Annotated in this window: 14 protein-coding genes; 11 read left to right on the top strand and 3 right to left on the bottom strand. The window is 44.5% G+C overall.

Annotation, left to right across the window (positions count from 1 at the left end):
• Positions 1-49: 49 nt before the first annotated feature.
• The 3 genes from ASD40_RS25155 to ASD40_RS25145 all read left to right on the top strand — a co-directional run bounded on the left by ASD40_RS25155 (position 50) and on the right by ASD40_RS25145 (position 4443).
• Complete coding sequence (locus ASD40_RS25155; protein WP_057305871.1) at positions 50-2791, top strand: alpha-mannosidase; 2742 nt, start codon at positions 50-52, stop codon at positions 2789-2791.
• A 187-nt stretch (positions 2792-2978) separates the two neighbouring features.
• Entirely contained in the window at positions 2979-3287 is a 309-nt protein-coding gene (locus ASD40_RS25150) for a hypothetical protein (protein WP_057305870.1), read from the top strand.
• Positions 3288-3405: 118 nt separating this feature from the next.
• Positions 3406-4443, top strand: coding sequence for a DUF4432 family protein (locus ASD40_RS25145; RefSeq protein WP_057305869.1), 1038 nt, complete (start codon positions 3406-3408; stop codon positions 4441-4443).
• A gap of 186 nt (positions 4444-4629) precedes the next feature.
• On the opposite strand, the gene ASD40_RS25140 is transcribed toward ASD40_RS25145, so the two are convergent.
• From ASD40_RS25140 to ASD40_RS25130, 3 genes are read right to left on the bottom strand one after another with little or no spacing between them, the layout of a single operon-like run.
• Positions 4630-4827, bottom strand: a complete 198-nt coding sequence (locus ASD40_RS25140) for a helix-turn-helix domain-containing protein (RefSeq protein WP_057305868.1) — start codon at positions 4825-4827, stop codon at positions 4630-4632.
• On the bottom strand, positions 4827-5873 hold the full coding sequence (locus tag ASD40_RS25135) for a response regulator transcription factor (protein WP_057305867.1): 1047 nt from the start codon (positions 5871-5873) through the stop codon (positions 4827-4829). The genes ASD40_RS25140 and ASD40_RS25135 overlap by 1 nt, the downstream gene beginning before the upstream one ends.
• Positions 5851-7677, bottom strand: a complete 1827-nt coding sequence (locus tag ASD40_RS25130) for a cache domain-containing sensor histidine kinase (RefSeq protein ID WP_057305866.1) — start codon at positions 7675-7677, stop codon at positions 5851-5853. The genes ASD40_RS25135 and ASD40_RS25130 overlap by 23 nt, the downstream gene beginning before the upstream one ends.
• 208 nt (positions 7678-7885) lie before the next feature.
• Here ASD40_RS25130 and ASD40_RS25125 point away from each other — a divergent pair, with 208 nt between their 5' ends.
• The 8 genes from ASD40_RS25125 (at position 7886) to ASD40_RS25090 (ending at position 20527) form a co-directional block, all read left to right on the top strand.
• Entirely contained in the window at positions 7886-8899 is a 1014-nt protein-coding gene (locus ASD40_RS25125; protein ID WP_057305865.1) for a Gfo/Idh/MocA family protein, read from the top strand.
• A 93-nt stretch (positions 8900-8992) separates the two neighbouring features.
• Positions 8993-9922: an ABC transporter permease gene (locus tag ASD40_RS25120; protein ID WP_235549371.1), complete on the top strand. Its 930-nt coding sequence runs from the start codon at positions 8993-8995 to the stop codon at positions 9920-9922.
• A gap of 20 nt (positions 9923-9942) precedes the next feature.
• The gene (locus tag ASD40_RS25115) at positions 9943-10815 is read left to right on the top strand and encodes a carbohydrate ABC transporter permease (protein WP_057305864.1); all 873 of its coding nucleotides are present in this window, start codon (positions 9943-9945) and stop codon (positions 10813-10815) included.
• A gap of 38 nt (positions 10816-10853) precedes the next feature.
• Positions 10854-12455: an extracellular solute-binding protein gene (locus ASD40_RS25110; protein WP_057305863.1), complete on the top strand. Its 1602-nt coding sequence runs from the start codon at positions 10854-10856 to the stop codon at positions 12453-12455.
• A gap of 82 nt (positions 12456-12537) precedes the next feature.
• The gene (locus ASD40_RS25105) at positions 12538-15015 is read left to right on the top strand and encodes a glycoside hydrolase family 38 C-terminal domain-containing protein (protein ID WP_057305862.1); all 2478 of its coding nucleotides are present in this window, start codon (positions 12538-12540) and stop codon (positions 15013-15015) included.
• 36 nt (positions 15016-15051) lie between these two features.
• The gene (locus ASD40_RS25100; protein ID WP_057305861.1) at positions 15052-16248 is read left to right on the top strand and encodes a DegT/DnrJ/EryC1/StrS family aminotransferase; all 1197 of its coding nucleotides are present in this window, start codon (positions 15052-15054) and stop codon (positions 16246-16248) included.
• Between the two features lie 30 nt (positions 16249-16278).
• A complete protein-coding gene (locus tag ASD40_RS25095) occupies positions 16279-18024 on the top strand; it encodes a hypothetical protein (protein ID WP_057305860.1) in 1746 nt (581 codons plus the stop codon).
• A gap of 34 nt (positions 18025-18058) precedes the next feature.
• A complete protein-coding gene (locus ASD40_RS25090) occupies positions 18059-20527 on the top strand; it encodes a hypothetical protein (RefSeq protein ID WP_057305859.1) in 2469 nt (822 codons plus the stop codon).
• Positions 20528-20853 lie beyond the last annotated feature (326 nt).

The raw sequence follows: 20853 nt of genomic DNA, 5'->3' as shown, positions 1-20853 counted from the left end.
GATGACGACGGACTGGCCGCCTGTATTTGTGTAAAGGAGATCGGACGATATGCCCCAAAAAATAGAAAAGGTTTATGTGATTTCGCATACCCATTGGGATCGCGAATGGTATCAGGATTTTCAAGGTTATCGCACAAGGCTTGTTTATTTGCTTGACGAGCTCATTGAAAAGATGGAGCAAGATCCAGCCTATCGCCATTTTATGATGGACGGTCAGACCATTGTCTTGGACGATTATTTAGAAATACGGCCAGAGAACCGAGAGCGTTTCATGAAGCTTATCCAGGGTGGCCGAATCAGCATAGGTCCTTGGTATGTCATGCCTGATGAGTTTCTAGTCAGTGGGGAATCTTTGATTCGAAATCTTCAAATTGGACATCGCCAATCGCGGTCTTTCGGCGTCGAGCCGATGAAATCCGGGTATATCACCGATATTTTTGGTCATAACAGCCAGTTTCCGCAAATTTTGCAAGGTTTTGGAATTGATAGCGCTGTATTGTTCCGTGGATTTTACGGAGATGCAGACGCGTCGGAAATTTGGTGGGAGGGTGCTGACGGCAGCCGCATATTAGGGCTTAAACTCGATGAGGATCGCTCGTATGGGGATTTTTACTTTTTTATCCGTTGGCCGTTCGCGGATCGAGATTTTAACTATGAACCCGAGGAATTGATCACACGGGCAAATGACATGTTGGACTACAAATCCAAACGAGCTACAACATCAATAATCGCTGGGTTTGATGGGGTTGATCACATCGAGATTGAACCCCGTTTGCCATGGATACTGCAAACACTGAATGAGGCTGAGTTGGGAGCCAAGTTTGAACACTGTTCCTTAGAAGCTTACGTCAAGGATTTGCGAGAGAAAATAGGTGATCTGCAGATACTTAAAGGAGAGCAAAGATCTCCTGGATATAATGGCGTAAACAATTGGGTGCTCGCGAATGTGCTTTCTTCTCGGATTCATTTGAAGATAAACAATCAAGCTTGCGAAACGCTGTTGGAGAAATGGGCGGAGCCGTGGGGCGTTTTTACATCGCTTCAAGGGCGTGCGTATCCCAAAAACTTCTTAGCGAAAGCTTGGGCGTATTTGATTCAGAATCATCCTCACGATTCCATATGCGGCTGTTCGATCGATCAAGTTCATCGCGATATGATGTATCGCTTTGATCAGAGCAGACTTATTGCCGAAGGAATGGTTAAAGAGCAGCTCCTTTATATTTCTAATCATCACGAGTTAGCCGACCTAGATGGAGATCAAGTCATTACGGTATTCAACGGTTCACAGACCGCAATTGATGGCGTCATTGAGGTCGAGTTCGCCATGCCTGCAATGTCGGATGCAGTCACGACGATGTTTCACTTGGGGGGCACTTCATTCCGTCTATATGACCATGAAAAAAACGAGATTCCCTATCAACTGCTGGAGCTGCTTAAAAACAGCACACGCATGTGGCGGCCTTATCGGGATATTCCTTATTCGGACACCGTGGATCGGTGCCGCATAGCCTTCCATGCTCGCATTCCGTCTTTTGGATATGCCGTCTACGTAACTAAAAAAACACCTTTAATCGGCCCTGGTCCTGGTGAGTACCATGCACCTAACTTAACGGCTCCCGTACGTTTTCTTGGATCCATGGGGGTAAATTCACACGCTTGGGAGAATGGGCGAATGCGAGTGGAAGTTCGTTCGAATGGCACCATGGATGTAACGGATTTTGAGACGGGGCGGCGTTATGAAAGTTTGCTGCTGCTTGAAGACGAAGCGGATATCGGAGAAGGCTGGAACCATGTGAGCCCAGTAACGAACGAGGTCTTCACTTCCTATGGTTCGAGCGCCCAAATTTCTGTTGTCTATGACGGCCCGCTGCAGACGCGTATTCGAATCCGCAATTCGCTCAGCATTCCGCATGCCATTCATCCTCAAGAAACGAGAAGAAGCGAAGACTTTGTCGCGATTGAAGTTACGACTTTTCTGGAATTAAGGAAGAATGACCCAATTCTTCGCTGTCGAACCGTGGTAAACAATCATGCGCGCGACCACCGTCTACGGCTGTTGTTTCCATCGGGGCTGCAAACGGAACATTTTCACACGAGTACGCCGTTTGATTTTGTTAAAAGAGGCATTGAGCAACCAGACTATGCGGGGTACATGGAAAAGGCTAGAGGAACGGTGCCCCATAATGGCATCATTTCTATTGATGATGGTAGTTGTGGGTTAGCTGTGTATAGCAAGGGGTTATATGAAGCTGAAGTTCGCATGGATGGCTCGAGAACTGTAGCTCTGACATTATTTCGCAGTACAGGTAAAGAGGTTCTTTCAGATGGTGGAGATGGTGGCCAGCTTCTCACAGAGCTTGAGTTTCATTACGCAATCAGCCCTTTTGCCGTTAACGAGTCGCATACAAGCCGCCTTTGGAATGAACATCAGCAATTTGTGGCGGGAATTCGTTCTGTTGACAGAAAACTGGGGAAAGTTGTTTATGAATCGCTGCAGCGACGCGAAGCTGATTTATCGCTCTTGTATTCATTTCTTCAAGTAAGTCCGGCTGAGCTTATAGTCAGCGCTGTAAAGGCGTCCGAGGATCGAAACGATACCTACGTTATTCGTCTCTTCAACATCGCGGACAAATACGTAGAAGGCTCGATTACGTTTGATAGAAAGCTGGGAAGCGCTTATTTCGTTAATTTGGATGAAGCATTGCAAAGTCAGGCGCCTTTCACTGAGAATGTCTTATCCGTTGCAGCAGTAGGGAAGCAAATTATCAGCATCCAGATTTCTTTTATATAAGACTGGAAGCCTTGGCGTTATTCCTGGCGGTGGCTCATCAGACAATCATACAAGACGCGCTCGCATCGCCAATGAACTAAACGGCGGGGTTACGAATTCATGGGAAGCTGAAAGTCTGCAGCATGTCATTGGCAGGTCCGATGCAGATGGATGGTCGGCGGACACGGGATTAGATTCGCCAAACTACATGCAATACGGCCCTTATACGACTGTTACGAATGTAGGGGAAAATACAGCAGTTTGGAAGCTGATGGTAGACAATAATAACGCGGATAATTTAGGCGTTGTTACCTTAGAAGTCGTCGACGCCAGTGACGGAGGGGCACTCCTTGCTTCCAGAACGATAACAAGGCAGCAGTTTAGTTCAACGTGGCATTACGAATTTTTCACCGTTCCGTTCTATCTAGATTCTTGGCGTTCCGGTCATCAACTAGAGTACCGTACGTTATGGCACCAAACCTCTTATGTGCGAGAAGACAAGGTCGGAGTTAACTGATTCTTGTAGATTTAGAACGTGACCGTTGCAAGATCGATGCAACGGTCTTATATATGAGTTTAAGGGGAGGACTATACATCTAAGTTCTCTTATCTTTTGAAGAGGAAGGTGATCGGTTTTGAATCCTTATCGTCCCCAACGTAATTATGGCTGCCGAATTCGAGATGCGTTCACCTATTACGGCATGCGTACGGTTGTCCTTGAAAATGAACTGGTACGTATCTCGATTTTGGTAGATAAAGGAACTGAAATTTTCGAATTTTTATATAAGCCAAAAGATATGGATTTAATGTGGTTGACGGAGAATGGTGTGCAAAATCCGAACAGCTATTTATCAACTTCAGATGACCCAATCGCTGCTTTCATCGATTATTACCCTGGCGGATGGCAGGAAGTGTTTCCGAATGGCGGGTCTTCGAGCAGCTATAAGGGAGCTCAGTTCGGCCAGCATGGCGAAGTAGCACATATGCCTTGGCATTACGAAATTACCCAGGATACCACGGAGAGAATTTCTGTGCGATTTAGCGTTCGTACGAAGAAAGTACCGTTTTCCTTGACGAAAACGATGTCGCTTGTTAGTGGGCAGGCGACTCTGTACATAGATGAGGAAGTAGAAAATTTAAGTGATTATTCGCAGCGATACATGTGGGGGCAACATATCGCTTTGGGCAAACCCTTTTTAGATGAAAGCTGTCTCATACATATGCCAGCAGGGGTGCGCATTCGAACGGAAGAAGCGAACCAAAATCCTTCTGGTCGAGTGAAGCGCGGGAACGAATACGAATGGCCACTTGCGTATAATGAACTTGGTGAGCTTGTTGATTTATCGCAGCTGCCGCCGAAAGGGACGGCCTCCGAGATCGTTTATTTAACTGGCTTTGGCAATAATGGATGGTATTCGGTCGTAAACGGACAAAAGGGAATCGGTATGAAAGTAGAATGGGATGCTCGTACGCTTCCCTATCTATGGTACTGGCAGGAGTTTGGGGCAACCACAAGCTATCCGTGGTATGGAAGGCATTATAACATTGGGCTTGAGCCATTTGTCGGGTACCCTACCTATGGCATTGAAGAGGCTATTTCCAACGGTTCAGCGGGCTCCATTGAACCCTATGAGCGTAAAAAGTTTGCCATGCAAGTAAGTGTATTTGTTTAAGTCAAAAAAGCAGTCAATTCCTAATGGGATTGACTGCTTTTCTTCTAATTATTAAGTCTCTTTGATAATTTTGAAGTCCGGTTTGTTCTATTTTTTTTGCGAAAATGAACGTTTGGACACACCATTTTTGAATAGGTGATATTGATTTGTCCACGGGTTGAGGGCGTAGCCCAAGCGGGGGCTTTGCTATGAGGTGTGGAACGACACCGCTTGCTTGCGGAATTCGCTAGGTGTGATACCGGAAAACTTCTTAAACATTCGGTTGAACGAATTCATATTTTGATAACCCGCTTTGCGGGCTACATCCTGAATGCGGGAACCCGGTTCGAGCAGCATTTCCTTCGCTTTACGGATCCGATAAAGAGGTACATTCCGTGGTATCATTACATTCTTTTTTTAACCTCCGTTGGGGAGAGACCCCAATATTTTTTGAATACTTTGGTGAAATGAGGGTAGTCCGTGTAGCCTACCGAGTAAGCGATTTCATAAGTTTTGCGATTTGGATCAGAAAGCAACGATTTGGCCTTTTCCAATCTAAGCTTAGTTAAATACTGGATAAAGCTGATGCCAAATTCCTCTTTAAAGGATCGGCTGAAGTAGGAAGCGGACATGCCAATAACATCTGCGACCTCCTGAAGGGATAATGATTCTTTGGCAAAATGCTCTTGCATGTACTCGCTCGCTCGTTTGACATTCTGATGGCTGCCCCAATTTCGGGTAAGCCGTATGTCCTCAATCATCTCCAGTATGCGAGTTTCTACTGCTCGATAAATGAATTCAGGTTGTTCCGCTACGGTGGACAAATCCACGGGTTCCCGCCGTGGGGTGTGCCCGATCCGCTCATCTATTTCCCCGTCGATTAAAGTCATGAGATCCAAATAAACTTGCTTAAGCATCCCATAATCCTCAATTTTACCAAGAAGATGGGAATGGATGTCCATTAACTCCTCCAACACTTCACTTTCGTTTAACAGCTCAAGATGCTTGACAAGGGGGAGTGCTCTGTTCTTGCAGTACCAGATCCATTCACTGCGTTCAAGCTTCGATTGCTTCTCGTTCCTAAATCGGCCCAGCACTCGCTCTAAAGTCTCCTGTAATTGTGAGGGACTTATCGGCTTTAACAAGTAATCTACAACACCGAAACGCATTGCCATCTGAGCATATGTGAAATCATCGTGGCCGGAAATAATAATAAACTCCGATCTCAAATTCCGCTTTCTAGCTTCTTCAATCAACTCTAATCCTCCCATAACGGGCATACGAATATCAGTAATAACAAGGCTAGGGTTCCACAGTTCAATGGCCGAGAGCGCTTCCTGGCCATCTTCCGCCTCGCCAACGACTTGAAAGGGAATGTCAGATGAATCAATTAACTTTCTTAGCGTGAGTTTAATCATATGTTCATCATCAACTATGACTACTGTATACATGCTCGTCCTCCTTATCCATCTTATAAGGGAGTGTAATTGCGATTATTGTTCCATCTTTATCGGACTTTTCAATATAGAGTCCGTAAGGGGCACCAAAAGTTAAACGAAGACGATGATGCACATTTAAAAGTCCGATTCTATGGAAGGATGGTTCTGCTGCCTCTTCGTTTGAAACGATGAACTCTTCTAGAAAGTGACTATTGTACTTCTCCATTTGATCAGAAGGCATCCCTTTCCCTTTATCTGTAATTCGAAGTATATAACAATCATTCGTGATTTCATCAGATATTCCGATATACTCAGGCTTTAATTTATGTTTCTCATAGCCGTGGATGAAGGCGTTTTCGATCATGGGTTGAATCATTAATCTTACAGCTTGCACCTGAGTCAGCAACGTATCATCCAGCGTAATATCAGCTATAAAATATCGATATCTCTCTTTTTGGATGGAAAAATACGTAGATACATGAGTGATTTCTTCCTTTAAGGTAACTTCTTGGTTAGCGTAACCTACACTGTATCTGAAGATACTGGCTAGGGAGGTCGCCATATGGCTGATCGGAAGAACCCCTTCTAGAATGGCATAAGAGTTAATAATCTCTAGTGTGTTATACAAGAAGTGCGGATTGATTTGCGATTGCATCGCTTGCAGTGCTGATTCTCTTTGCTTGATTTCCATTTCCTTTTCTTTCAGTTTGGACGTATGAACGACTTCAATTAATCTTCTAATTTCACTCACCATTTTATTAAAGCTGCGGTTCAAAGCACCGATTTCATCTTGTCTATGTTCGGGGGCTTTGACGGTAAGATCTCCGCTTTCCGCCTTTTTCATGAGGCGCTGTATATTAGATAAAGAACGAGTTAATTGGAGGGAAAATCCACTAACAACTATGAGAACAAAGAGCATGAGGAGACTGCCAATCCATATTGTCATATTACGCATCCCAATTAGGTTGACAATTAACTCGTGTATCGGCACTTCAGAGACCATGATCCAATTATTTAAGGCCGATTTGTGAAAAACAACCAGGTTCTCCTGTCCGTCAATTTTCTCAGAGAAAAAGCCCTCTACGTAATGTCTATTAATATTATCAAGATAAGCTGGAGGAGCATCTTGACCTAATTTATGTTTATCCGGATGGTAAACAATGCGTCCATTCGAATCAATAACCCACACATAACCAGCATTCCCAAGCTTTACAGTTTCAGCGATCTTAGCGATTTCGTTTACATATAAATCAGTTATTAGCATGCCTTTAGTCTGATAGGTCAAAGTATCGCGAAATTTACGCGTCACGGTTAACATAGGGACCGAATCAATCACGTTGATTCCCATGTTTTTATAGCTTTCGCTATCTGTCAGATCAGACATATACTTCTTATTTCGTTCCCTAGCTAAGTTTCCCCCATAAGTCGTTGCAACACCGCTATTGGATATGATGGAGAAGCCAGAGATGTCAGACCTACCGAATAAAATGTTGGGCAGCAGCTCTTTTTCAATTTGTTGGGTCACCTTGAACAGTTGATATTGGTCAGAATGATCGATTTCCATGAATTGTTGGATCAGCGGATTAATAATTAAAGGAAAGGTGCTTCTTTCCAAATCAGCAAAATAGGAATCCAATTGATTGCTGACTTGACTAACTAATTGTTGGTTGGAATGAATGGCGTTGTTTTCGATGACATCACTTGATTTTTCATACCAAAGTGTGCCAAGTATTAAAAAAGGGAGACACAAACAGAATACGATTAAAACAACTAGTTTTATTTTAATAGAAAGGTCTTTTATTTTTCTTAGCTTCATTTTGCCTCCTAAGTCCCTAAAACTAGTGTGGATCAATAGGGGTACTCCCCATTTATTATAAGGAATATACTTTTTAAAGTATACAAGTTTTGCACCACAACCGGACCGTAATCGCACAAATGGACTCTAAATTAAGGGTTGAATGTTATAAAAAGTCATGTCATCATGTGGGGTGTAAACTATATAAACACAAAGGAGAGGATCACCCTTGGAGAAAAGTTCATTTTCTATCATTGGCTGCCAGCATGCACATATACAAGTTTTTATTGAGGAAATGCTGCATCTAGGGCATCGGTGTGCGGGAATCTTTGATGATCAAAAAGAGAGTAATCTTGCAGCAATTCTTTCGCATAAATATGATATTCCCCTATTGAGTAATATGGAGGATGCGCTGAAGCCTGAAATTGAAATCGTAGGCTGTGCGGCCATTAATAAACGTAAGATTGATGTAATTGAGTTGTGTGAGCAGCGGAACAAGCATATTATGCTTGACAAGCCTATGGTTACTGACCGCCATGGGTTATCCCGTTTGGAGGCCGTTATGGAAAGGGGGAACATCCAGATCGGCATGCTTTTAACAGAACGGTTTCATCCTGCTATCTACACGCTAAAGCAGCAAATCGATGAAGGCGCTTTGGGGGAATTGGTGTCCATCGCGATGAGGAAACCACATAGATTAAGTGTAAATAATCGACCTGAATGGTTCTTTCATCGAGAACAGTCAGGAGGCATTATTAACGATTTACTCATTCACGATATTGACTTGCTTCGTTGGTTTACTGAAAGTGAAATCATCACTGCTGAGGGGTACATGAGAAAACAAATCTTGAACGAGTATCCGACTTTTTACGATTCAGCACAACTGCTCGTACAAATGGAGAGTGGTTTAGTCGCTCAATTGTATGCAGATTGGCATACGCCGGGCAAAAGCTGGACTTGGGGGGATTGCCGAATTTTCGTTGCCGGAACCAAAGGGTCCGCCGAGTTAAGACTTCTTGGCGATCCGCTTGTTTCACAGACTCCAATGATGCTTAAGGTTACGGGTGAGTATAGCTTACATTCGGTTATGCTGCTAAATCCCCCATGCGGAATTATGCAGGACTTTCTTCATCGTATAGAAGGAAAGCATGCGATCCTTACCAGGAAAGATGTACTGAACGCTTCTAAAGCTGCTGTAGAAGCAGACGAGAATGTAAAGACAGTACCTTTATTATTTAAGTAAAAATAACACAAATTTTCGCAAAAATTGACCTGTTGCTGCAAATAAAAAGTAGATATAGTTGGATCTATAGCAAAGAAGAACGAGGGGGAAGAAATGAAATCAGTCGAGATGAAAGCGATACCAAGAAAAAAGAACTATTTCATAAAGAATTGGCAGACCTACTCAATGATTGTCCCCGGACTCTTATTCTTTATTATTTTTATCTACATCCCTCTATGCGGGAGCATTATCGCTTTTCAGGATTACAACATATTCAATGGCGTGTTTCATAGTAAGTTTGTCGGGCTTAAACATTTCGAGAATCTTTTTGCATATCCTGAATTTTACCGTGTACTTAAAAATACATTGATCATTAGCTTATACCAGCTTGTTCTTGGATTTCCCGCGCCTATTATCCTAGCACTGCTGCTAAACGAAGTTAGGAAGATGATATTTAAGCGAATTATCCAAACGGTACTCTATTTGCCACATTTTTTATCCTGGGTTATCGTAGGTGGTTTGTTCATTAACCTGTTGTCTCCGAGGGTAGGGATGATTAACGAAATGATCACATATTTTGGCGGAGAGCCTATCTTCTTTGTTCAAGAGCCTGGGTATTTCCGATCCATTATTGTTTCATCCGGGATTTGGAAGGAAGTCGGGTGGGGGACGATTATTTACTTGGCAGCATTAGCCGGCATTAATCCTGAGCTCTATGAATCCGCTGAGATGGATGGGGCGGGGAAGTTCAGACAAGTATTCAGCATCACTTTACCTAGTATATTGCCAACCATCGCGATCCTGTTTTTACTGCGAATTGGCAGTATTATGGATACGGGCTTCGAGCAGATTTATATGTTCCTGAATCCACTTGTTTACGATGTGGGCGAAGTGTTTGACACTTATATTTATAGGGTTGGGCTATTGGGCGCACAATTCAGTGCAACGACAGCGATCGGGATCTTTAAATCCGTTGTTGGGTTTATTCTAATCATAGCTGCTAATCAGTTAAGCAAAAAGGCGACAGGCAACTCTATCTACTAGCAAAGGAGGTTCGCCTCAAGATGAATCGAACGACTGTTTTAGAAAAGGTATTTATGAACATTAATTATATCTTCTTAATTGCTACTTCGCTGCTCATGCTGATACCGTTTATGCATATTGTTGCCGGATCTTTGAGCAGCGGACTGGCGATTGACAGGGGAGATGTTCAACTCTGGCCATCCCAATTTACCTTGGATAACTACCGTGCTGTTTTCAGCGATCCGAATATATGGCGGTCGATCGGGGTTACGGTATTCGTTACAGTTGTAGGAACGGCTTCAAACTTGTTTTTTACTTCCCTGATGGCCTTCGGCTTAACTAAAAAGGATATAAAGGGACGCAAATTTATCATGCTGTTTATTCTCTTTACAATGATATTCCAAGCTCCCATGATTCCGAGCTATCTGGTAGTGAAGTCCTTAGGAATGATAGATACTGTTTGGTCATTGATTATTCCGGGCACAATTAGCGCATTTAACCTGATTATTATGATCTCATTTTTTCAAAACATTCCGGAAGGTCTTGTTGACTCTGCGAAAATAGACGGATGTGGGGAATATCGGACTTTGTTTCGTATTGTATATCCATTATCACTACCTTCATTAAGCACGATTGGTCTCTTCTATGCAGTCTCGCACTGGAATGGTTATTACGCAGCCATGATGTACATTCGTAATCCTCACTTATATCCGCTGCAGGTTAAGCTTCGACAGCTCATCGTGCAGAACGATGCAGAGCAAATGCTGCATAATGCGGCTTTGCTTACCGTGCAATCGGTGGAGGGGCTTAAAATGGCTTCCATTATAGTGGCTACCTTGCCTATTCTGATTGTCTATCCTTTGATTCAAAAGCATTTTGTGAAAGGCTCAATGCTGGGCTCGGTTAAAGGGTGAATAATAAAAAAACACTTTTGAAATGGGGAGAGGTCACAGTGAAATTTAGAAAACCGTTCGTTGTTATGTCGTGTGCTGCTATGATGACAAGTGTTTTGTATGGCTGTTCTACTAAAACCGAGGAGCCGGTCAAACAACCACAAGCTTCTGGTCAAGCAACGTCAGTTCCGAAGCAAGAGCCCACAAAGATTAAAGTCGCGCTTGAAACCGGCGGTTTGAAATATGTGGAACAGTCATCAGACATCAATAGTGATAAATACGTGAAAAAATTGGAGGAGCTTGCCAATGTCGACCTGAATTTGCAGCTTATTCAACATACCAATTATGAGCAAAACCTTACATTACTCATGGCAGGAGGGGAGTTACCTGACCTGCTGCAGACTCACGGGATTAACACACCGCAGATAGCTCCTGCAATTGATGCTGGTCAACTTCTTCCGCTCAACGATTTAATAGACAAGTATGGTCCAAATCTTAAGAAAAATATTCCTCAAGAATCTTGGGATAGTGCAAAAGTAAGTAGGGATGGCAAGATTTATGGCATTCCTCAGCCGAACCCGATCCGTGTCGACACGGTCACTTATATCCGCAAAGATTGGTTGAATAAGATTGGTATGGCAGAACCCAAAACAGTAGACGATTATATCAAGATGCTAACTGCCTTCCGCGACCAAGATCCGAACGGGAACGGAAAGAAGGATGAGATTCCATTCTCTGCCCGTGCGAAGCTATCATTTGGGTATGCTTTCTTCGGCGCTTATGATGTCCAACCACAAGCGTGGAAATTTATTGACGGACAGCTCGTTCCAAACATTATTCGTCCTGAGATGGTTGATGCTTTGAAAATCTACCAAAAGTTGTACGCCGAGAAACTCATTGATAATGAGGTTTTGGTGAATCAAGGGAAAGATTGGGATGCCAAAATCAAAGCTCAAGCCATTGTTGGCATGTGGGCACATTCCTCAGCGCAGCCTGATTCTTGGTCCACTTCCGTGAAAGCAGGCGATCCGAAGGCGGAATTAGCAGTTATTGCTTCACCTGTTGGTCCAAGCGGTAAACCGGGTGGCATTTATTCCATGGGCTCTACAGTGTCTGATTTTGTATGGACAATACCGAAAAGTGCGAAAGACCCAGCAGCCATTATTAAATTCCTTGACTGGTATTATGCAACCGGTGACAAAGCGAAAGATGACTTCTTCGTCTATGGATTAAAGGGCACAGATTACACAGAAGAGGGCGGCAAGGTTAAGTACAACTATCCGACAACCGATCAAGGGAACAGCGAGCAGTTTATGCACCAGGAGTGGGTTCACTTCACAGGACCAAAAACGCACCTGACGGATCCGGAATACATTAAGAACAAGCCGGGTGGCGGCGGTGACATGATTCTCAAATCGTTGGCTGTCGCAGCAAAAGAAGGCTTGGTTGATGATGGCCTTGACATGCCGACCATGCCGTCTGCGGTTGCGCATCCGGAATTGAAATATGACGGATTGTGGTTGGAGTTTGCAGCAAAGGTTATGACGGGGAAAGAATCTGCTGACAAATTTAATGATTTCGTTGCGGACTGGAAGAAGCGCGGTGGCGATCAATTAATTAAAGAAGCAACAGAATGGTACAATAAAATGCACAAAAAATAAGTCTGGTAATGAATAACAAGGCCCCCGAACCCTAAAAAGTCGGGGGTTTTCTAAAATAACAGATAGGCGTAGGAGGAGAAATATGCGCAAACTACATTTGATCTGCAACGCTCATTTAGACCCTGCATGGTTATGGGAAATTGAAGAAGGTGCAGGAGAGGCGCTTTCTACCTTCCGCATAGCAGCTGATTTTTGCGAAGAATATGAGGGGTTCGTATTTAATCATAATGAAGTAATCTTATATAAATGGATTGAAGAGTACGATCCTAGTTTATTTCAGCGAATTCAAGGGCTGGTCAAACAAGGGAAATGGCATATTATGGGCGGCTGGTATTTACAACCGGACTGCAATATGCCCAGTGGCGAGTCTTTTGTGAGACAAATTCTATTAGGAAGAGCATATTTCAGAGAAAAATTTGGTATGGAGCCAAAGACCGCTATTAATTTTGATCCCTTTGGCCATACACGCGGTTTAGTTCAGATTATGGCGAAATCCGGCTTTGATTCGTATATCTTTTGCCGACCTGCGGAGAATGATTGCATGCTCCCTGATGAAGAATTTATATGGGTTGGCTATGATGGGTCGGAGGTTGTTGGACATCGGGCGTTTAAGGCTTACCTTTCCGGCCACGGCAAGGCGCACCTTAAAGTAGAGAGCTGGTTAGAAGCGAATAAGGGTAAATCCGAAGGGCTTGTGTTATGGGGGATTGGTAACCATGGCGGAGGTCCCTCAAGAATCGACTTGAACAATCTGAAAGCGTTAGCGGAGAAAACAACGGATTTCGAAATCATTCACTCCATACCGGAGGATTATTTTATAGAATTGAAAGCCAGCGGTAAAGCATTGCCAAGGTATGAGAAGGATTTAAACCCTTGGGCAGTTGGCTGTTATACCTCGCAGATTCGCATCAAACAAAAGCATCGCTTATTGGAAAATGAGATCTACATGCTGGAGAAGATGATGTCCAACGCCGCATTGCAAGGGCTTACGACATATCCGCAGCAGGATATTCAAGGGTCTCTTATCGATCTGATGATCGCCGAATTCCATGATATTTTGCCGGGATCTTCCATACAGCTAGTTGAAGACAATTCGTTAAGGCTAATGGACCATGGGCTGGAGATCATATCCAGATTGAAGGCTAGAGCATTCTTTGCTTTAACTGCCGGTCAGAAGAGGGCGGAGGAAGGGGAAGTTCCGATCTTCATCTACAACCCGCATCCTTACAAGGTGAAAGGGATATTTGAATGTGAATTTCAACTGCCCAAAGGCTCCAAGGATCAGTTTGCCAATCCTATTGTGTACAAGGACGGACTAAGACTGCCTTCTCAGGTGGAAAAGGAAGTAAGTAATCTTTATATCGACTGGAGAAAACGATCCGTTTTTGCTGCCGAGTTGGAGCCGGGTCAAATGAATCGTTTTGATGTAAAGATTGAGTTTTTGACAGCAAAGCCAAAGCCGATGCTTCAAGCAGAAAAAGGAAAGATTTTGTTCAAAACCGACGATCTTGAGGTAGTCATCAATACGAAGACGGGCTTGATCGATCTGTATAAAGCAAGCGGTGTGTCTTATTTAAAGGAGAATGCGTTTCAACCTATCGTTATGGAGGATCAAGATGACTCTTGGGGCAGTCAGATCCAGAGCTTTCCTAAGAAAAAAGGATGCTTTGGGTTGATGTCCAAAAGACAAGGCACCCGATATTCAGGACTTCCCGGAAAGTCCATAGAGAGCGTAAGAATTGTTGAAGACGGGGAAGCGAGAACCGTCGTAGAAGCACTAATGTCTTATGGCGATTCCTCTATATGCCAAACCTATAAGCTGCCGAAGCAGGGAACGGAAATTCAGGTTGATGTGCTGGTTCATTGGAATGAAAAGAAGAGCATGTTGAAATTAGCCGTACCGACCCTCTTTAACGATGCCCAATATCGCGGGCAGGTGGCCTATGGAACAGATGAATTACCAAATAACGGAAGAGAAGTTGTGTCGCAAAAATGGGTGGGCGTTTTCTCAGAGGCACACAACGTTGCTTTTACCTGCACGAATGATGGGATTTATGGCTCGGATATGTTAGATGGGGAGATGAGGCTGTCCTTGCTTCGTTCTCCTGGATATTCTGCACTGCCCGGGGGCAAGAAGACCAATACGATGCCTAGAGATCGCTTTTCCAACCGAATGGATCAGGGAGAGCGCAAATATTCATTTTGGTTTAAAGGCTCCGAGCTTGTGGACCGAGTTGCTTCCGTGGATAGGGAGGCATTGGCACATAATGAGAAGCCATACGCCCTCACCTATTTCCCCTCCGGTGCCGGAGAGCTGCCTAAACCGCTGATTACTTTGAGTGACGATGTGGTGCAGATGACTGCGTTTAAGAAAGCGGAAGCTTCCGAAGATTACATCATTCGCTTATTTGAACCAACCGGGCAACCGCGTTCTACGATCATTCATTTGCCCGCGCTGGGAATCGAGCAGCAGGTCGAGCTCGGCAAGTTTGAAATGAAAACATTACGTCTGGACGTCGAAGCTGGAAAGCTCACCCAGGAAAATGTCATGGAATGTTAATTCCTATCATAAAGAGCAAGGGAGATGGAACGATAAATGGATAAATTAGCGCTCACCGGAGGAACACCCGTAAGAACGGCCCCCTTTCCAAGCTGGCCGATTGTTGGGGAAGAAGAAGAACGATTGATTCTCGAAGTGGTTCGCTCCGGTAAATGGGGCGGATCAGGAACCCGCATTAAACTTGTAGAGCTGGAGGAGCGGTTTGCCGAACTTCATCAGGCGAAGCACGCAATCACGCTGGTAAACGGGACGATGGGGTTAACCGTGGCCCTTCAAGCTGTAGGTGTGCAGCCGGGGGATGAGGTCATTATGCCGCCGTATACCTTTATTGCAACTGCAACATCCGCATTGATATTCGGTGCTATTCCCGTATTTGTAGATGTGGAATCGGATACGCTTAATTTGGACCCGGAGAAAGTGGAGGCAGCGATTACACCGAGAACAAAAGCGATCGTCGCTGTTCATATTGCGGGTGCACCCGCAAATATGACGCGACTGAAGGAGATTGCGGCTAAGCATGGATTGCGTCTGATTGAGGATTCGGCGCAGGGAGTTGGCGCAGAATGGGAGGGGCGCAAGGTCGGGGCTCTCGGGGATATCGGATCTTTCAGTTTTCAACTTGGCAAGAATATCACTTCGGGAGAGGGCGGAATTATGCTCTCAAACGATGAAGAAGTGGCCGACCATGCTTGGTCGCTAACCAATGTGGGAAGAATTCGCAAAGGCGAATGGTATCAGCATGAACGAATCGGCTGGAATTTGCGTATGACGGAGTTTCAGGCGGCGATTGTTCTGGCCCAGCTTAGCCGCTTTAAAGAGCAATTTGCCCTGCGTGAGCGCAATGCCAAGCTATTAAATGAGCTTTTTGCTGAAATTGAAGGGATTCGGTTACTGCAGACGGATCCACGGATTACCGCTAATGGCAGGCATATGTATATGTTTGCACTGGACCCTGCGCTTGCCGATCGGATTGATAAGATGAGTGTGATCAATATGCTTAATGCGGAAGGGATTCCAGCACAGCCGGGATATGTATCTCTTAATCATAATAAGGCGGTAATTGCGGATACGAAAAAATGGACTGGTGTAGAGCGCATATATTCATGTCCAATAAGTGAGAGGTTTTGCGATAAGGAAGTATTATGGTTGATGCAAAACGTTCTTCTTGCCGGAGAGAAGGATATGCATCAAATCGCTGAAGCCGTGTTGAAAGTTATCCGTGCTGTAAGCTAACACATTGAATGGGAATAAGGGGGTTTTAGCATGAAGCTGGCTAAAGTAGGGATTCTGATAGATGAAAACACGGCGAAACGGCGTTGGGAGTTTGGACTCAATGTATTCGAACAGTTTCTTGGAGAAATTCTTGCACACCGAGGCATAACCTTTCAATGGCTAACGAATGTGAATCAGATCAAAGCTTGTCAATTGGATGTGCTTTTAATTGGTTTGATGGAGGAGCATACAGACACTGCTTCGATTGTATGGGAATTTGCTGAACAGGGTGGAACGGTCATTTCCTATGCCGGATTAAACTGCCTTGCCGATAGATTTGGATATATGCTGGGAAGGCCAGCGGATAAAGGGTACGCTCACCTGCCATCCGACCTTTTCGAGGAAAGCAGACCACTCCGATTTTTGCAAGCCGCTCCTTGGATCCAGAAGCTCAATTCTCTTCGTGAGGAAGAAGGAGCAAAGAACAATCCCAGTGTTTATCAGATCCAAGAAACGAAAACGATCAAGCCTATAAGGGAAATCGGGCGGATCGTAAAAGACCATCCCAATGGACAGCACGCTGGCGATGCTCTTCAGCAATTTTCAGTAGGAATGGGTTTTATTGATCGGTGGTCAATAAATATTCCTTATACGGTTGTTGGCCTCATGCAGGGGACAAAGCCTGTTTTCGAGGATGGATATCCTGCGCCTGACGGAACAGGCCCGGTTAACGACGGCGTGCTTAAAGCTGATGATCAAGTAGAAATGGACTGGGAAATGGACCGAGTAAAGACGGAAACGGGTGTCCCTTATTTTGCCCATCCCTATGCGGACTTGTGGCGGGAAATTCTCATTAGCCATCTTCTTCAGCGAGTTGTTGGTCAAGGCAAGACGCTGCCATTTACCGGGTACTGGCCTAATGGTATCGATCATGTGGCTCTGATCTCCTTGGACAGTGACCATACTGGAGATACTGAAGCAGAATCTACGTATCAGCTTCTCCGCGAATGTGAAATCTCAGCTACATGGTGCATGATGGAGAAGGAGTACAGCAGGCCGATGTATGAGCGAATTCTGCAAGCAGGTGACGAGCTCGGCCTCCACTATAACGCGGTTCCTGTGGATCATGGCAGGTGGGGAGCCGATGAGTTTGAACGGCAAGCGAACTGGTTTAGAGAAACAACCGGACTTAAGCACATTTCTTCAAATAAGAATCATTTGACGCGAGTGGAGGGCTGGGGGGAGTTGTTTCGTTGGTGTGAAGCCAATGGAGTAGCCTCAGATCAAACTAGAGGGAACAGTAAAAAAGGAAATGTAGGATTCCTATTTGGAACCTGTCATCCTTATTTTCCAATGGCCTGGTCGGATGAGCACAACCGGTTATATGACGTGCTTGAAATTAGCTTCCTTTATGGTGATTTTCTTAGTCTAGATACGAGTCTTATCGCTCCTTTTCTGGAGCAAGCTAAGAGGGTAGAGGGTGTTGCCCACTTTTGCTTCCATCCTATTCATATCCATAACAAGGAATTTATCAGGGATTGGCTTCGGAGCATTGTTAGGCAAGCCAGACCGCAAGGATTTGTATTTTGGACAGGTAAACAAATTAACGATTGGGAGCGGGCACGCAGAAAGCTGCAAATTCTCAAGCTCGACCAAGAAGGCAACCCGATTATTGAAGGCCTTATGGAATGTGAAAATGTTGTAGTTTGGATTCCGCTGACGGAAAGTGAAGAAGCTCAGCATAGGCATGTATCAGAAAGACGGCATGGTGTACTATGCCGTAAAGCTGTTTTGTAATCTAATTATTTCTTAATAAGGAAGTGTGGGTATCATGGAATTTACTCCGGCTGCCGAAGTGTGGAAGGTAGCTCCAATCCGCTGGGATCATGCGAAGGAAAATGAAATGTCAAGACGCATTTATAACATTTTATTGAGATGGCTGCCATTCGCTAATGAGCAATTTGAAAAATGGGACGGAAAACCAAACAGCGGCCACTTTTTTGGCGGAAACTTTTGGTACTGCTCGGATACGGCTGCGAGCTCGTTCATTTTTGCTGTACTAGCCAAGCTTGGAGATTATGATAGGCAGGCTACAGGTATTAACCGTGAAACATTGAAGCAGAAAGCCATCATGGGCCTTCGCTACGCTGGTTTTACTCATGATACAGGACCGAGCGAATGTGTCAGGGTTAAAGGGATCAATCCTTATTGCAGTGAGAAGAAGTGGGGCGGTGAAGGAGATAACTTCTTCATGGCAAGCCAGAATGGTAGATCCATAGCTTCCTTATCACATGCCGCGTGGCTTCTATGGGATGATTTAGACGACGAAACCAGAATCCTTGTGCAGAATATGATCGCAAGCTACGCCGATCGCTGGTCGGATGAAGAACCGCGAAATGGAACCTATTATGATACGCAGTGTGAAGAGAACGCTTGGACTTCTGCAGGGATAGCCGCAGGTGTAGCTTTATTCCCGGACCATCCACATCATTCGGCTTGGAAGAAGGGATTCGTTCAATGGTCGATCAGCTCTGTTACTACATATAAGGATCGCTTGGCAGACCCATCCGGACTTATTGACACACCTGCAGGGAATCGAATAAAAACGGTCACATTTCACCCGGATTTCACAACAGAAAATCATGCTTTTGTACATCCCAGCTACCTATGTGCAGGAACGAATCTGCGGGCCTTCCACGCCACGCTCTCCTTAATGGGAGGGCAGGAAGTACTAGACAGTGCTGTCCATAATAATGTAAATCTATACGATCAAACGGTTAAAATATGGGCGCAGTTTGACGGATTGGCTGTCCCGGTTCAGGGACAGGATTGGTGGTACAATCGCCAACATGAGCGTCAATTAACTCATACGATTTTGAATGTGCTGCATAATCATTCGGATGCAGCAAGGTTTGAGCGAAGCGCACTTGATACCATTGAGAAGATTCAGCTAAGCAATTCAAGGGGCTGCCTATTAGAGGAAAGAGGAGAAGAGTGTGTGATTAATCTTGCGCATGCTCAGTTTGCCAAAGATTTGGAGCCGGGCTCCGCGCTTGATTTAACAAAATCCTACCTGCTTCACGTCTTTGGGGGTCCAGGAGTGGAGCCGAACGACCCAACAGAAATGATTTCACGTCTTTCCGGTGTATATGAATACCCCTACGGGAATACCATCGTACATCGGACGAAGGAAAGCTTTACTTGCTTTAGCTGGCGCAACAATGTAATGGCGTTAAGCCTTCCCAAGAAGGGTTTATGGACGATTACTCCGTTATACGCAAGCTTTACGGGAACAGTTCAGTTTGAACAATCACTGGGAACCCCAGGTTTATCTAACGAATCTATCATTAGAGACGTGATGAAACAACGCATTAACACATTTGAGGATGGTTTTGGTGCCGTTGTTACCATAGGCAGAGGAAACCGCGAGCTCATGCAGAATGTCGCGTTTGTTGCCCTCCCAAATGGGAATAGCGTTTATGCAGAACAGTTTCATGCCGTTAAAGCTTGTAAAGTACTTGAACTTAAAACAGGTATGATAGGGATCCGTAATGAAAATTATTCGGCTATGCCCGAGCTTGCTCCAGGTCAAAGAACTCTTTATTTTCCGGGCGATTCCGAAACGTTTAAAGGGTTCTACGGGGATCAGCCCAACCTGGTAAAGAATTACCCGGTATATCCGTATTTAAATATGGATAACGAAATTGGCTATCTGATTTACGGATCCGCAGGGATTACTTATGTGAACAAGCATGTATATCCCAAATGGAAAGGGGTAGAGGATGTACTGATCATGAATGATGGCGGAGCTGTGGAGTTTCATGAAAATGAGACCTTAAAGCCCTTCATTGTTGTTGCCCTCCCAAATCAAACTCATGAGGAGACGGCACTTTCCCATCAAAATGTGTCCCTGCTCTCCGATCAAGCGGAGCATGCGCTGCTTCTGGAGATAGATGGTTATTTAGCTTATATCCATTTTGAATCAGGTCCAAAAACAGTCTCAGGTAAGAAAATGCTCAAAGACGGTTCGGTTCCATTATATAGGGGGAATAATCGTATTGGATTCGGACATTACGTATGGTCCGATTCGATTGATGGATTTAGCAGTGGTTATCTGCCGGAGTTATACCGTTTGGAATCAAGTGAAGTGGATTCTCTAAATCTGGATATTAACATTCTGTCAGACCGAATTACGATATTAAATGTAGGAACATCCACCGCCAATTTTCAACTAATCAACACCAAGTCCGAGCGGGTTATGAATCTGTCCATTGAAGAGGGCAGGTATGCGATTCATTAATTGCTGAAAGAAGTGGACATTCATTTCTGCTTTGGAGATTTTGGGGTCCGGAAATGACCTTAGTATGATTTGATTTTCCCACGCAAGCTCACAGGAATTCACAGCCATATTGAGTAATCCGGAGTCGTACTTTTTGGCAATGTTAATTAAGACGGAGAACAATAGTTCAACTTCGAAGGGGCTGTCCCAAAAGTAGATAAATCTATTTTTGGGACAGCCCCTTAAGGCTTATTGACCTTCCGGGACATTCGAATCGGTATTCAGAATGAAATTCATACTTCCACTAGATAAATCCAATGGAAGTAGCATGCAAACTGCGAAATTCA

This window comes from Paenibacillus sp. Root444D2, assembly GCF_001426375.1.
Classification (GTDB): Bacteria; Bacillota; Bacilli; order Paenibacillales; family NBRC-103111; genus Paenibacillus_E.
The sequence above is the reverse complement of the archived record's forward strand: the minus strand, read 5'-3'. Positions and strand labels throughout refer to the sequence as shown.

Bases quoted from the DNA above. Each gene is read 5' to 3' on its own strand.
- ASD40_RS25130 (WP_057305866.1), bottom strand. From the start codon at position 7,677: ATGAAGCTAAGAAAAATAAAAGACCTTTCTATTAAAATAAAACTAGTT.
- ASD40_RS25140 (WP_057305868.1), bottom strand. From the start codon at position 4,827: ATGATACCACGGAATGTACCTCTTTATCGGATCCGTAAAGCGAAGGAA.
- ASD40_RS25095 (WP_057305860.1), top strand. From the start codon at position 16,279: ATGAAGCTGGCTAAAGTAGGGATTCTGATAGATGAAAACACGGCGAAA.
- ASD40_RS25090 (WP_057305859.1), top strand. From the start codon at position 18,059: ATGGAATTTACTCCGGCTGCCGAAGTGTGGAAGGTAGCTCCAATCCGC.
- ASD40_RS25115 (WP_057305864.1), top strand. From the start codon at position 9,943: ATGAATCGAACGACTGTTTTAGAAAAGGTATTTATGAACATTAATTAT.
- ASD40_RS25150 (WP_057305870.1), top strand. From the start codon at position 2,979: ATGCAATACGGCCCTTATACGACTGTTACGAATGTAGGGGAAAATACA.
- ASD40_RS25155 (WP_057305871.1), top strand. From the start codon at position 50: ATGCCCCAAAAAATAGAAAAGGTTTATGTGATTTCGCATACCCATTGG.
- ASD40_RS25135 (WP_057305867.1), bottom strand. From the start codon at position 5,873: ATGTATACAGTAGTCATAGTTGATGATGAACATATGATTAAACTCACG.
- ASD40_RS25105 (WP_057305862.1), top strand. From the start codon at position 12,538: ATGCGCAAACTACATTTGATCTGCAACGCTCATTTAGACCCTGCATGG.
- ASD40_RS25100 (WP_057305861.1), top strand. From the start codon at position 15,052: ATGGATAAATTAGCGCTCACCGGAGGAACACCCGTAAGAACGGCCCCC.
- ASD40_RS25120 (WP_235549371.1), top strand. From the start codon at position 8,993: ATGAAATCAGTCGAGATGAAAGCGATACCAAGAAAAAAGAACTATTTC.